Genomic DNA, 13,740 nt, shown 5'->3' on the forward strand with positions numbered 1-13,740 from the left:
ATCGTGACCACCGCCGTCATCTCCACCACGGATGACGCAGGCCGAGCACCCGGTTGAGTGCGACCGAGACGACGGTGAGCAGGAGGACCCCGCTCGCGATCGCGAGAAGCTCGGGCCATGAGGTCAGCAGCCCCAGCGACACGATCAGCGTCGTCGCCCCGGCGGGTGGATGCGGCGCGTCGAGGAGCTTCAGGACCAGCGCGGTCAGCGCGACGGAGACCGAGGCCGCGCCGATCCGGGCCAGGGTGATGCCCTGCTGCAGGACCGGTGGCGCGGCGAGGAGCCCGAACAGCAGCAGGCTCAGCCAGCCGGCTCCGATCGCGACGGCGTGGCCGGACAGCGTGTTGCGCGGGGCGGCCGCGGCCTGCAGCGGCCGCTCGAAGAACAGCATCGCGGTCGGACCGAGACTGGGGAACAGCAGCGGCTGGCGGACCAGCAGACCCACCAGCCCGATGAGGGCCAGTGACAGCAGGCACAGGAGGAAGGCGTAAGCCCCGCCGCCCGCCCGTCCCGCACGTTCCTCCGCCGCGGCGAGCACGCCCCGATCACCGTCGCGCGCGCTCATCGGGCCGCGATCAGCGCCTGCGGCGCCGCCTGCTTGATCCGCGTGCGCAGCCAGCGCAGCTGGACCGCCGTCTCCCGCTCACAGGTACCGACGACGTCGAGGAGCTCGCGGTCGGCCAGTCCCTGCCCGGCCTGCCCCACGACGGTCCAGGTGATGTCGACGAACGAGGCGAGGGTGTAGAGGTCCTGCAGATCACGGAGCAGGCCCACCCCGCCACTGCGGGTCTCGCCGAGCCCGGCCGTGAGCAGCCGCTCGGGCTCGGTCTCGCGCCGCTCGTCGTGGCGCTCGACGACCGGGACGAGCGCGTCGGTGTGCCGGTCGCACTGCCGAGCGAGGACTTCGCAGAGGTGGAACACGTCGGGCTCGGCCGCGTGCCCGTCCCCGACCCGGCGGAACGCCTCGGCGAGTGTGTGCTCGGCGTGGTGCAGCAGGCCGAGGTAGGTGGCGAGATGCATGTCAGCTCCGGTCCGTGGCCTCGTGGCGGGGGACGCCCGGGGTGTGCTCCGGGGTGGGCGGTGCGGGCGGCGGCGCGGACTCGCCGACCCGCTCCTGCGTGGCCGCCCCCGGGCCACCGACGGTGCCGGCGACGGCGCCGGGCCGCGCGGGTGCGGACGCGGTCGTCGTCGGCGCGGCCGCGGGCCCCGTCCCGTCCGCGACCCGCACGACCCGGGCCGCGGCGACCTTGAACAGGGGCTGCTTGGACACCGGGTCCCATTCGGTCAGCGTCAGCTCGTTGGCCGCGTGCGGGTCGTCACCGGGGGCCCGCCCGGCCGGAGTGTCCCAGTAGCCGTAATGGAACGGCACGAACACCACCCCGTCGCGTCCGCGGCCGATCCGGGCCGGGGCCTGGACCGACCCGCGCGGGGACTCCACGCACAGCACGTCGCCCTCGGCGACCCCGAGTCGGGCCGCGTCGGCGACCGACAGCTCGACCCAGGGTTCCGGCGCCGCCCGCCGCAACTGCCGGGACCGCCCGGTCTTGGTGCGGGTGTGGAACTGGTAGGCGGTGCGCCCACTGATCACCGCGAAGGGGTACTCGTCGTCGGGCGCCTCGGGCGCGGCGGTGTACGGCGACCCCTTCAGCAGTGCCCGGCCCCGCACGTCCAGGGCCCGGTAGGTCCGCTCGTCGAGCGAACCGCCGGTGAGCAGGTCGTGGCCGTAGCTCTCGCACACCCCGGGGTCGGTGGGGAACACCCCGTCGGCGTAGAGCCGGTCGGTGCCCTCGGGGTGCTCGTCGTTGCACGGCCACGGGATGCCGCTGCCGCCGCGCAGCTTCTCGTAGGACAGCCCGGTGTAGTCGCACAGCCGCCCCCGCGTGCACTCCCGCCACGCCGCGAACGCACCCTCCGGGTCGGTCCAGGCGATCAGGGGTGCGCCGTCCCGGTCGCGCAGGTCCATCCGCCGGGCGTAGTCCAGGAAGATGTCGAGATCGCTGCGCGCCTCGCCGGGCGGGTCGACGGCCCGGTCCGACAAGTGCACCGTGCGGTTGACGTTGGTGAAGGTGCCCTGCTTCTCCCCCCACATCGCCGCGGGCAGCACCACGTCGGCGTACTGGGCGGTCTCGGTGAGGAACCCGTCCTGGACGACGACGAACAGGTCCTCGCGGGCGAGGATCGCCCGGATCCGGGCCAGCTCGGGCATCGACACGGCCGGGTTGGTCGCCGAGATCCACAGCAGCCGGATCGAGCCCTGCTCGGCGTAGCGCCACAGCTGCATCGCGTGCGTCGGCGGGGCCCAGTGCGGGATGGTCAAGGGGTCGACGTTCCACAGCCGCGCGAGCTGGTCGATGTGCTCGGCGTCGTCCCAGTTGCGGAACCCGGGCAGGTCGCCGTCGGCGCCGCACTCGCGGGTGTTCTGCGCGGTGGGCTGGCCGTTCATCTGCAGGATCCCGCAGCCGGGCCGGCCGATCATGCCGCGCAGCAGGTGCAGGTTGTTCACCTGACAGGCGGCCGCAGTGGCCTGGTGGGACTGGTAGAACCCCTGCAGCACCGTCGACAGCACCCGGGGCGAGGTCCCGAAGATCTCCGCGGCGCGGCGCACGTCGGAGGCCGGCACCCGGCAGATCTTCGCCGCCACCTCCGGGGTGTAGGGCTCCACCGTCGCGGCCAGCTCGTCGAACCCGAGGGTATGGGCGTACACGTAGTCCCGGTCGGCCCAGCCCCGGTGGATCACCTCGCGCACCAGCGCGTTCATCAGCGCCATGTTCGTGCCCGGCATCGGCGCGAGGTGCACCCCGCCGGTCGCGACCGCCGCCTCCGCGACCGGGGTCGTCCGCGGGTCCACCGCGACCACCCGCGGCGGATCGGCACCGTGCACCCGGTCCAGCACCCGGGCCCACAGCACGGTCTGGGTCTCGGCCATGTTGTGGCCGAACAGGAAGATCGCGTCGCAGGACTCGATGTCGGTGTAGCTGCCCGGCTGGCCGTCGGAGCCGAAGCTCTCCTTCATCGCCGCGGCCGCGGTCGCGGTGCACAGCCGGGTGTTGCCGTCCATGTGCGGGGTGCCGATACCGGCCTTCCCGATCACCGCCAGGGTGTAGTACTCCTCGAGGAACAGCTGCCCGCTCGTGTAGAAGCCGTGCGAGAGCGGGCCCACATCGTCCAGCAGCGCGCGGGAACGCTCCACGATCCGCCCCATCGCGGTGTCCCAGTCGGACTTCACCAGCTCGCCGTTCTCGCGCACGAGCGGACGGGTCAACCGGTCGCTGCGGCTCCACTGCCACGACCCGTACAGGCCCTTCGGACCCAGCCGACCGTGGTTGACCGTGTCCTGCGCCCGCCCGCGCACGCCGACCATGCGGCCGTCCTTGACCGCGATGTCGCACGCGCAGCCGTTGCTGCACAGCACGCACGCCGACTGCACCCAGCGGTCCACGTCGGCCTCGCCCACATCGCCGTCCAGATGCATGTCCACCCGCACCGGCCACGACTCGTCCCTGGCGTGCGGGGTTCGAGCGCCCCAGATGTCGCTGATGCGGTCTGCCTCGTCCATACCGCTCGCGTACCCCGGCCACCGGCGCCCAACCACGCACGTCCCACAGACGTGGACCACGATTCCCGTCGCAGCCAGCCCAGCGCTCCGTGCTGCCCCTCGTCGCAGGCCGACGGGCCCGCACCGGCCGTCGCGGTGCTCATACCGATCGTCGTCGTGCACAGGTCCCACCCGCTCGCCACGGCACCCCGGTGGGGCCGAGCCGACCGTCTTGCCGGACGGCCGCCACCGACGGATGATCGACGCCTTCGGGCCGGCCGGCGGCGAACAGCCGGCCCGCTGTCGCCATACACGTCGGGATCGGCTCCGGGGACGAGGCGGTCGCCGCCCCGGACCGCATCCGGCCGCGGAGCCGCGTACTGGCCGCAGGACAGCAAGAGGCCGGAACTCGTCATGCTCCCCGCCCACCCGCCTCGCCGCCGAACCAGTCACCGCAGACACCGGTTTCGCGGGCCACCCGCCGGGTAGGCCGCCGGTATGGAGGACAACCACATCACCGACGAGCGGGCCCGTTCGTTCGTGGCCCCGCTGCGCCGGTTCGAGCAGGACGCCGACCCCGCGCCGCTCGCCGCCCTGTCCGCGGACCGGGCGTCCCTGTCCCGGCTCGACGCGCGGGGCGAGCGCACCGACGCCGCGGCGTTCTGGCCCGGGTACCGCGACCAGTTCCACCGGCTGACCACCGGGTTCGTGAACACGGTGGACGGCGGCGGCCTGGTGGCCCCGGAACGGACCACCGCGACACTCACCGACGACCGCCCCCTGCCCCACCGCGGAGTCCTAGACCTCGGCGACGACGCCGTCGTGGCCCTGCACACCTCCGACGACTCGGCTGCGTCCACCCCGATCCCGGCCCGGGTGGTGTGGGCACGGTGACGACGCGCGGTCCCGACCCGGCACATCCCGACCCGCCGTGGAGCGAGCACGACATCGACGAGACGATCCGGCGCCAACGCGAACTGGACGTCGCCAACGACTGCCCGCCTGGGCCCCGGGCCGAGCCGCCCGGCGAACCCGCGCGGGCGGCGGACGACCCCGACGGCCCGTAGCCGTCCCGTCGACGGCCCGGCGCCGTGCGGTGCCGGGTCCAGGACGGGGACCGCGGCCCGGAACCGGTCAGACCGGTGAGCTCGGTGAGACCGCCAGGCTCAGCGTGAACGGGTCCAGCCCGCGCGGCAGCGGCCGGGACCCGTGCAGCACCGACGGATCCACGCGGTGCGCGCGGCCATCCAGCACCGCAGCCAGGAACGTGCTGGTGGTGAACAGCACGAGCTCGCGGGCGGGGCAGGTCCCCGGGCCACCGCTGAACGGCATGGACGACCAGTCCTCGACAGCCCGGTCCTCCCGACCCCCGGCGTCGAGCCACTGGTCCGGGGCGAACCGGTCGGCGTCGGGCCGCGAGCGGTCGTCGCGATGGAAGTACCAGGTGGGGATGAGTAGAGCGCTGCCCGCCGGCAGCGGGGCGCCGGCCCACCGGGTCTCGACGGTGGAGTCGCGCAGCAGCAGCGGGGTGGTGGGCCACAGCCGCAGCGCCTCCAGCACCGCGGCCCGCAGCCGCGGCAGCTCGCGGGGGCCCGACGGGTCGCCGGCGCCGGACTCGGCCCGTACCCGGCCCGCCTCCTCCGGATGCGCGGCCAGCAGGGCGAGTGCGCGCATGTTCGCCGCGCCGGCCGCGTCGTAGGCGAACAGCCAGTGCGGGACCTGACCGGCGGGGTCGGTGACCGCCGAGCCGGGGGCGGCCGCGAACATGGCCGCCAGGCTGCCCGGCTCCGCCCGGTCCACGTGGGCGCGCAGGCGGGTGTCGAACCGCTCACGCAGAGCCCGGGTCCCGCCGTGCGGGCGCAGGTAGGCCCAGTTGCCCGCGGACCGCAGCGTCTCCAGCATGTCGGTCAGTTCCGCGTCATCGCGGGCGCCGTCGCCCAGCACGGTCCGGCGCACCACCCGCCACCACCCGACGAACAGCGTGTCCCAGTCGAGCCGGCCGGACCCGTCGGCCGCTGCCCGCACCAATGCCGCCTCCTCCCGGGCCGCCCGCACCATCGCCGTGGCCTGGCTGTGCACCGGGGTGCCGCTGTCGAGCACCGACTCGTTGAACCGACGCCGGTCGGCGCGCGCCTCCCCGCTGGAGATCAGCACGGCGTGCGGCTGGAAGTGGCCCAGCGCGCCCCGCTTCTCCCGGTTGGCAGGGGCGAAGGGCTCCGGCGTCTCCGACAGCACCCGCGCCACGTCCGGGCGGTCGAGGACGACCGCCATCGACCGGCCGGGGACGCGCAGCCGCAGCGGGCCGGGCCCGTAGCGCTCGCGCATCCGCTGCAGGATGCGCACCCCGCGGTCGTCGGTCCGCAGCCGCCCCGCGAGGGCGACCACCCGGCGCCGGCGCAGGATCGCGCCCTGGGCCACGATCGGCAGCACCGCCCCGGCCAGCACCCGCCCGGTGTCGGCCCAACTCGCCACGGGCAGCGGGCCGGCCGCGGGGTCGGGAGGCCGGTGGGCGGGCACGGTCTGCGACATCAGGAGGACACGTCCTTGTGGTTCGGGTGCGGTGACGTCGACGGAGTAACCGGCCCGGACCGCGGCAAACCCGGCGGCCGGGCGCCGAGCAGCGCCCGGACCTGTCCGGCGACGACCAACGGGCGGCCTCACCGTGACCGGGGCCCGACCCCGGCGTCCGATCCCACCCGGGTCAGCCGCGGGGCAGGATCGCGGAGACGGCGAGCGAGTTGCTCACCACCGCGGCCATGGTGCGCGCGACCGCCGACGCGGCGGCCGAGGCGCCCCAGTCGCCCTTCTCGAGGGCCGTCGCGCGGGCGATGACGGGGCCGTTCCACGGGATCTCCCGGTGCAGCGTCACCAGCCATCCGCTCGCCGACAGCAGCGCCGCGAGTGCCGCCGTGCGCGGGTCGGGCTCCACGCCGTCCACCAGCACGGCCCGCACCCGCCCGACGAGCTCCGCCCGGCGGCCCGTGGCCCCTTCGCGCAGCGTCGTCGAGGTGAACAGGCCCAGCACCTTCCTGGACGACCGCAACAGGTCCCCGCGCCCGACGAGCCGGTCGAGCACCGGCCCGCGCAGGGGTGGCCCGACGGCCGCCAGCACGGTCTGCACGTTCCGCGGCTTCCCGGCGACGTAGTCCCAGGCGGACCGCAGCAGCACGTCCCCGGGAGGGGCGTCCCCGGCGGCGTGGACGACGGTCCCGCGCAGCCCGGCGTCCTCGACCCCGGCCAGCCCGAGCTGGGCGAGCTCGGCGAGCAACGCACCGCCCAGCAGGTAGTACAGCGTGCCCTCACCCGCGATCGTCCCCGACGACGGGTCGAACAGCAGCAGCATGAGGTCCTCGGCCAGCAGCGGCCCGGCGGCCTTTTCAGGAGTCACGATGCCCCCGCCCGTCCGCCGAGGTGGGCGGCGAGGTGCCGCTCGATCGCGCGGAAGAGCATGACCTGGTTCTCCGGGTTCTCGAAGCCGTGGCCCTCGTCGTCGGCGACGAGGTACTCGACGGGCACGCCGCGCTCGCGCAGCGGGGCGACGATGTTGTCGGACTCGGCCTGCACCACGCGCACGTCGTTGGCGCCCTGGGCGACCAGCAGCGGGGTGCGGATCCTCTCGACCATGGTGATCGGCGAGCGGCGGCGCATGTCGGCCAGTGCCGCGGGATCGTCGGGGTCACCGACGTAGGCGATCCAGTTGTTGGTCATGTTCGCCCGCACGAACGGCGGCAGCGTGGCCAGGAAGTTGGCCAGATCGGAGATGCCGACGTAGTCGACGGCGGCGGCGAACTTCTCCGGTGTCACGGTGACCCCGACGAGCGCGGCGTAGCCGCCGTAGGACCCGCCGACGATGCCCAGGCGCTGCGGGTCGGCGTAGCCCTGCGCGACCGCCCAGTCGACGGCGTCGATCAGGTCGTCGTGCATCGCTCCCGCGAACTCGCCGATCGCCGCGGTCAGGTGCCGGCGCCCGTAGCCGGTCGACCCCCGGAAGTTGACCCGCAGCACGGCATAGCCGCGGTTGGCCAGGAACTGCACGGCCGCGCCGTACCCCCACGTGTCGTGCATCCACGGTCCGCCGTGCACCAGCAGCACCAGCGGCAGGTCCCGCGGCTGCACCCCGACGGGCAGCGTGAGGAACCCGTGCAGCGGCAGACCGTCGCGGGCCGGGAACCGGACCGCGGTCGTCGGCGCGAGGTCCGCGGGGTCCACGCGCCCGTCGCGGAACAGCAGGCGCGCCTCGCCGGTGGAGTGGTCGTAGAACCACGTCGTCGGGGGCTCGCGGTCGTGCAGGAACGTGGCGACCCAGCGCTGCTCGGCCACATCCGAGCTCACCCAGCCCAGCACGCCGTCGGTGAGCCCCCCCAGCGCGGCCTGGACCTCCGCGAAGTGCGGGTCGATCGCCACGACCTGCGGCCGGTCGCCGGTGAAGCGGGCGGCGATCACCTCCCCGGTGCGCCTGCTCGCGAACACCGTCGGCGGCAGCGTGTCGGAGGCGGCGCTGAGGGTGTCGAGGCTGTGCCCGTCCACGGCGGCGACGACGGTCCGCTCGCCGGTGTCGCGGTCCAGGCGGAGCAGGCGCAGGTCGTCGGAGTCGTGGTGGTCGCCGAGCAGGGCGCCGCTGCCGTCGGGCAGCGGGAGCACGAACACCCCCATCGGGTGCGCAGGCCCGTCGAGGCGGTGCAGCAGGCGCCGCTCCCCGGTCCCGCGGTCGACCGCGTGGATCTCGTGGGTGCCGTCGCCGTCCTTCGAGACGAACCAGGCCGGGCGGCCGTCGCGGTCGAGGAGGAAGAACTCGGTCGGGTCGTCGCGCTCGACGACCGGGGTGGTCGCACCGGTGGCGACGTCGAGGCGGTACACGTCGACGTAGAGCGGCCGGGGGTTCATCCAGACCAGGGCGGCGCCGGGCACCGTGGTCTCGGCGTCGACGGCGAACACCCGCGACCCCGGGTCCATCGGCGTCAGGTCGACCGCCGGCCCGTCCGGGGCGTCCAGATCCACCCGGAACAGGTGCCAGTCCTCGTTCCCGTCGGTGTCCTGCAGGTACAGCAGGAAGCGCGGGTCGTCGGTCCAGTGGTAGGTGGAGATGCCGCGCCGGGAGTCGTGGGTGACCGCGACGGCGTCGTCGTGGGACTCCTCGACGCCGCGCACCCAGACGTTGCGCCGTCCGCGGTGCGGGGCCAGATAGGCGATCCGGGTGCCGTCGGGGGAGATCGACGGGCTCGAGAACCGCGGGTCGGCGAACAGGGTCTCCACGTCGATCAGCGCGGGCCGCCGATCGGTCGGACGCCCGCTCGTGGTCGTCTCGCTGCGTCGTTCGGGATTCACGGCGTCATCGCACACCGTGCCGTTCCGGCACAGTCAAGCCCGGTCCGCCGATCGTGGCTCCTCAGGTCTTCCTGCCGCGCCTGCCGCGCGCCCGGTCGGCCCCCGACGTCGATGCTCGTGCGGTGCCCGGCAGCGGCCCGCCGTCGGGGGCGGGTGCGGACGAGCCCCAGGCGGATCCCGTCACGTCCTCCGCCATGAACGCCGCCGTGAACTGCAACAGGGCCTCCGGGTCGGATAGCCGCACACCGATCAGTTCCTCGATGCGCCGCAGGCGCAACCCGACGGTGTTCGGGTGCAGGTACAACGCCGCCGCGGTGCGGCTGGTGCTCGTGCCCTGCTCCAGGTAGGTGCGCAGGGTGGCGACCAGTGCCATGTCCCGGTGGTCGTCGTGGCGGCGCAGGGGCGCGAGCACCCCGTCGGCGAAGCGGACGAGCTCGTGCGGGTCCTCCAGCTGCAGCAGCAGCCCGTACACACCGAGGTCGGGCACCGTGAACGTCCGGTCGAGTCCACCGCGCAGCTGCGCGAGCTCGAGCGCGCCCCGGGCGATCCGGAACGCGGAGGCGTAGTCGGACAGCGCGGTGCAGCGTCGGCCCACGACGGCGGACGCGGTGGCGCCGCCGAACGCGCGCTGGGCGGCCTGCCGGATGGCCTCGGCCGCGTCCACGGGGTCGGCCCGCGGCCCGGGTCTGCCCTCCGGCCACAGCACGACCACGTGGTCGCCCCAGCTCGTGACGAGCGGCCGGGGTCCCGGACCGTCCGCGGTGACCTGGGCGACGCCCAGCAGGCGCCGGACACCGCCCGGCCCGCCCATCCGGTGCATCGGCCCGTCGGGGCGGTCGGCCTTCACCACCACTACCGAGTGCGGGCGGGTGAGGTCGTGCCCGAGCGACTCGGCCCGCGCGGCGAGCGCCGCCGAGGCGCCGCCGGCCAGCAGGTCGCTCAGCACGTCGCCGCGCAGCCTCCACTCCACCTCCAGCGCGGTGCGCTTGCGCAGCAGCTCCAGCGCGCAGACGACGGCGGCGTGCTCCACCGCGCGCCGGTCGAGCGGGCCCAGGTCCGCCACCGGGCCGGACAGCCAGAGCCGGGCGACGAGCTCGTCCCCGAGCACGACCGGCGCCGTCATCAGGTCCCCGGTGGGCGAGTCCAGCAGCGTCGCGGCCGCGTCGCCCGCCGCCACCGCGATCGGCGCCGGGTCGAGCAGCACGCCACGGTGCTGGGCGTTGGCCAGCGGCTGACCGGCGGGGTCGGCGACGAGGACGGGTCGGGCGAGCAGCCGGGCCAGTGCGTCGGCGACGGCCTGCACGCCGCCGGCCCGCAGCGCGACGGCGGTGAGCTCGTGGTGGATCTGCTCGGCCTGCTCCAGGAGCCCGTGCTGCGCGGTCAGCGACCGGTTGAGCAGTTCGAGATCGTCGATCGTGCGGCGTTCGTGGTCGCGCAGCCGGGCCGTCTCCAGGGCGATGCCGGCCTGGTTGGCGAGGGTCTTGAGCAGGTCGATCTCGTCGGTGCCGAAGGGGTGCACGCCGGTGCGATAGCAGTTCAGCGTGCCCGCGGGCCTGCCGCCGACCAGCAGCGGCACGGCGACGATCGCGCGGTAGCCGTACTCGAGGGCGGCCGCCACCCACGGGGCGAACGACGGGTCCTCGGACAGGTCGGAGATCGCGACCGGCTCGGCCGTGCGGAACGCCCGGCTCGAGGGCCCCGCGCTCAGCGGCCCGGAGCCGAGCTTGATGGTGTGCTCGGCGTTGACCCGCGCGACGTACTCGGCCGAGAGCCCGTGCGCACCGGAGATGTAGAGCGCGTGCTCGCCGTCGTCGGCCAGGAGCACGCCGCCGGCCTCGTACCCGGTGAGCTCGCACGCGGTGGCCGCGATCAGGTCCAGCAGCGCGGGCAGCTCCACCGGGGCGTTCACCGCCGCGGCGATGGTGCCGACCCCGGCCAGCCAGCGGCGGACCTCGTCGTGGCGGGTCTCCGTCGTCATGCCGGGCAGCATGCCACTGTGTCGAGCCACAGCAGAGTTCGCATCGGCTGGCCGTTGACACAGTGCTCCGGACCCTCGACGTGGGGAACGCTCGCCAGAACAGGACCGAGAGGACGTGCCATGACCGACGACCAGCCACGGGTGATCGTGGTCGGCGGCTCGATGGGCGGGCTCACCGCCGCGCTCGTGCTGCGCGAGCTCGGTATGCGGGTGGACGTGTTCGAGCGGTCCCCCGAGCTGCTCGACGGCCGCGGCGCGGGGATCGTGCTGCAACCCGACACCGTGCGCTGGTTCCGCGAGCACGGCGGCACCGGCGCCGTCGACAAGGTGAGCACCGGGTCGTCGCACCTGCGCTACATCGGCGCCGGGGACGAGATCGTCTTCGACGAGCCGAGCACCTGGCGGTTCACGTCGTGGACGACGACCTACAAGGCGCTGCTGGCCGACTTCGGCACCGACCACTACCACCTCGGCGAGCACTGCGCGGGCCTGGACCAGGACGCGGACGGGGTGGACCTGCGGTTCGTCAGCGGCCGCGAGGAGCGCGCCGACCTGGTGGTCTTCGCCGACGGGATCTCCTCCACGGGCCGGCGCCGGCTGCTGCCCGAGGTGGTGCCGCAGTACTCCGGCTACGTGGGCTGGCGCGGCACGGTGCCCGAGAACGAGGTGAGCGCGGCCACGCACGCGCTGCTCAGCGACTCGCTGGCCTACGCGATCGCCCCGAACACGCACATCTGCATGTACCCGATCCCGGGCAAGGGCGGCGCGCTGGCCGTCGGGGAGCGCGAGCTCAACTACGTCTGGTACCGCAACGTGCCCGAGGGCCCCCGGCTCGACGAACTGCTCACCGACAAACGCGGCTTCCCCTCGCCCGTGTCGGTGCACCCGGGCCAGGTCCAGGACCGCTACGTCACCGAGCTGCGCGCCGCCGCGCAGGAGCAGCTGCCCCCGGCCGCGGCCGAGCTCGTGACGCGGACCGCCGAGCCGTTCATCCAGCCGGTGCTCGACGTCGAGGTGCCGCGGATGGCCTTCGGCCGGGTCGCGATCATGGGCGACGCCGCGTTCGCCGCACGGCCGCACGCCGCGGCCGGCACGGCGAAGGCGGCGGCCGACGCGTGGGCCCTGGCCGATGCGCTGCGCTCCGCCGACGGCGACGTCACGACGGCGCTGGCGAAGTGGGAGCCCGGCCGCCTGGAGCTGGGGCGCAGCCTGCTGGAGCGGGTGCGTGAGATGGGCCGCAAGTACCAGGTGGACAGCACGGCGGACCCCGCGGACCGCTCGCTGCGGTTCGGCCTCTACGGGCCGGACCAGTGACCGCAACTCGATGGGTGGATCCACACCCGGATGTACGGCAACTGTTTCTCCACACAGCAGTAGGGCCGGTACGCCGGCGTAGGGTCGGCCTCGATCTGCGGCCGCCGGCTCCCGCGACCGGCAGGAACACCAGGATCTCCCCCACGGACAGGCAGGACGGGCGATGAAGCCTCCGAAGTTCATGTATTGCGACCCCGACTCGGTCGAGGAGGCGGTGGCGCTCAAGAGCCGCTACGGCCACGACTCGCTGGTCCTGGCCGGTGGGCAGAGCCTGATGCCGATGCTCAACATGCGGCTGGCCAACCCCGAGGTCCTCATCGACATCAACCGGGTCACCGATCTGCAGCAGATCACCCGGGACGGCGACGTCCTCGAGATCGGCGCCGGCGTCCGGCAGTCGGTGCTGGAGACCGACCCGGCCGTGGCCGCGGCCGTCCCCCTGCTCGGCCTGGTCGTGCCCTACATCGGCCACATCGAGAACCGCCACCGCGGCACGGTCGGCGGCAGCCTCGCGCACGCCGACGCGGCCGCCGAGCTGCCGTGCGCGGCGGTCACCCTCGACGCCACCATCGTCGTGCAGGGCACCGAAGGTCGTCGCGAGGTCCCCGCCCGCGAGTTCTTCGAGGGCTTCATGACCAACTGCTGCGCGCCCGACGAGCTCGTCGTCGCGGTGCGCTTCCCGGTCACACCCGCCGCGGCCGGTTCCGCGTTCGTGGAGCACGCGCGCCGGCAGGGCGACTTCGCCCTCGCCGCCGCCGCAGCCGTCGTCACGCTCGACGCGCAGGGGCACATCGCCTCGGCCGCCGTCGGCGTCGCCGGCATCTCCGGCACCCCGGTCCGCGCCACCGCCGTGCAGGACGCGCTGGTCGGCGGGCCGACCACCACCGAGGCGATCGCGGCGGCCGCAGCGGCCGTCGGCGACTCCGTCAACGCCGCCGACGACATGCACGCCACCGGCACCTACCGCAGGCACCTGGCCGTCACCGTGGTGAAGCGGGCCATCACCGCCGCGGTCGGCAACGCCGCCGCCGTCGAGAGGAACGGGTCGTGACGACCACCGAGAACCACAGCAAGTACGACTCCGATACCCGTGCGGTCACCCTGCGCGTCAACGGCCGCGAGGTCACCCGCGAGGTCCCCACCCGCCAGACGCTCGCCGACTTCCTCCGCGACGACCTCGACCTGGTCAGCGTGCACCTGGGGTGCGAGCACGGCGTGTGCGGCTGCTGCACGGTGCTGCTCGACGGCGGCTCCGTGCGGTCCTGCCTGATGCTCGCCGTGCAGGCTGTCGGCCACGAGGTCGAGACCGTGGAGAGCCTGTCCGCGGACCAGAACGCCCTGCACCCGATCCAGGAGGCGTTCGCCGAGGAGCAGGGCCTGCAGTGCGGGTTCTGCACGCCGGCGATGGTGCTGCGCACCAAGGAGATCCTCGCCGACGGCGTGGAGCGCTCCGACGACGAGGTGCGCAACGAGATCTCCGGGATCCTGTGCCGCTGCACGGGCTACCAGAACATCATCAACGCGGTCCAGAACGCCGGCCGGAAGCTCCGCTGCGGCAACTCCGGCACGTGCGCGAAGGAGGCCTGAC

At 74.2% G+C, this 13,740-nt stretch carries 12 protein-coding genes; 5 read left to right on the plus strand and 7 right to left on the minus strand.

Features of this window, described 5'->3' with window-relative positions; genetic code table 11:
• Positions 1–16 precede the first annotated feature (16 nt).
• From PHY01_RS18130 to PHY01_RS18140, 3 genes are read right to left on the minus strand one after another with little or no spacing between them, the layout of a single operon-like run.
• The gene (locus PHY01_RS18130; protein ID WP_141280206.1) at positions 17–565 is read right to left on the minus strand and encodes an HPP family protein; all 549 of its coding nucleotides are present in this window, start codon (positions 563–565) and stop codon (positions 17–19) included.
• Positions 562–1,020 carry a hypothetical protein gene (locus tag PHY01_RS18135; protein ID WP_141280207.1) on the minus strand — a complete coding sequence of 153 codons (459 nt, stop codon included), beginning with the start codon at positions 1,018–1,020 and terminating at the stop codon, positions 562–564. The genes PHY01_RS18130 and PHY01_RS18135 overlap by 4 nt, the downstream gene beginning before the upstream one ends.
• A gap of 1 nt (position 1,021) precedes the next feature.
• Positions 1,022–3,556, minus strand: a complete 2,535-nt coding sequence (locus tag PHY01_RS18140; protein WP_141280208.1) for a molybdopterin oxidoreductase family protein — start codon at positions 3,554–3,556, stop codon at positions 1,022–1,024.
• Between the two features lie 477 nt (positions 3,557–4,033).
• On the opposite strand from PHY01_RS18140, the gene PHY01_RS18145 reads away from it, so the two are divergent.
• Together PHY01_RS18145 and PHY01_RS26625 are read left to right on the plus strand one after the other, a co-directional pair.
• Positions 4,034–4,429 carry a hypothetical protein gene (locus tag PHY01_RS18145; RefSeq protein WP_141280209.1) on the plus strand — a complete coding sequence of 132 codons (396 nt, stop codon included), beginning with the start codon at positions 4,034–4,036 and terminating at the stop codon, positions 4,427–4,429.
• Complete coding sequence (locus PHY01_RS26625) at positions 4,426–4,602, plus strand: hypothetical protein (RefSeq protein ID WP_170183874.1); 177 nt, start codon at positions 4,426–4,428, stop codon at positions 4,600–4,602. The genes PHY01_RS18145 and PHY01_RS26625 overlap by 4 nt, the downstream gene beginning before the upstream one ends.
• 67 nt (positions 4,603–4,669) lie before the next feature.
• Here PHY01_RS26625 and PHY01_RS18150 read toward each other — a convergent pair whose 3' ends face one another.
• From PHY01_RS18150 to PHY01_RS18165, 4 genes are all read right to left on the minus strand, one after another.
• Complete coding sequence (locus PHY01_RS18150) at positions 4,670–6,064, minus strand: cytochrome P450 (protein ID WP_141280210.1); 1,395 nt, start codon at positions 6,062–6,064, stop codon at positions 4,670–4,672.
• A 172-nt stretch (positions 6,065–6,236) separates the two neighbouring features.
• A complete protein-coding gene (locus tag PHY01_RS18155) occupies positions 6,237–6,923 on the minus strand; it encodes a GOLPH3/VPS74 family protein (protein WP_218030211.1) in 687 nt (228 codons plus the stop codon).
• On the minus strand, positions 6,920–8,860 hold the full coding sequence (locus tag PHY01_RS18160; RefSeq protein WP_246085988.1) for a S9 family peptidase: 1,941 nt from the start codon (positions 8,858–8,860) through the stop codon (positions 6,920–6,922). The genes PHY01_RS18155 and PHY01_RS18160 overlap by 4 nt, the downstream gene beginning before the upstream one ends.
• A gap of 61 nt (positions 8,861–8,921) precedes the next feature.
• A complete protein-coding gene (locus PHY01_RS18165; protein WP_141280211.1) occupies positions 8,922–10,838 on the minus strand; it encodes a helix-turn-helix domain-containing protein in 1,917 nt (638 codons plus the stop codon).
• A gap of 120 nt (positions 10,839–10,958) precedes the next feature.
• Here PHY01_RS18165 and PHY01_RS18170 point away from each other — a divergent pair, with 120 nt between their 5' ends.
• The 3 genes from PHY01_RS18170 (at position 10,959) to PHY01_RS18180 (ending at position 13,739) form a co-directional block, all read left to right on the plus strand.
• Positions 10,959–12,152 carry an FAD binding domain-containing protein gene (locus tag PHY01_RS18170; protein ID WP_141280212.1) on the plus strand — a complete coding sequence of 398 codons (1,194 nt, stop codon included), beginning with the start codon at positions 10,959–10,961 and terminating at the stop codon, positions 12,150–12,152.
• 163 nt (positions 12,153–12,315) lie between these two features.
• Positions 12,316–13,203, plus strand: coding sequence for an FAD binding domain-containing protein (locus PHY01_RS18175; protein WP_141280213.1), 888 nt, complete (start codon positions 12,316–12,318; stop codon positions 13,201–13,203).
• Positions 13,200–13,739 carry a (2Fe-2S)-binding protein gene (locus PHY01_RS18180; protein WP_141280214.1) on the plus strand — a complete coding sequence of 180 codons (540 nt, stop codon included), beginning with the start codon at positions 13,200–13,202 and terminating at the stop codon, positions 13,737–13,739. Before PHY01_RS18175 ends, PHY01_RS18180 begins: the two co-directional genes overlap by 4 nt.
• The last annotated feature ends 1 nt before the right edge of the window (position 13,740 follow it).

It is taken from the genome of Pseudonocardia hydrocarbonoxydans, assembly GCF_006539565.1.
GTDB lineage: Bacteria > Actinomycetota > Actinomycetes > Mycobacteriales > Pseudonocardiaceae > Pseudonocardia > Pseudonocardia hydrocarbonoxydans.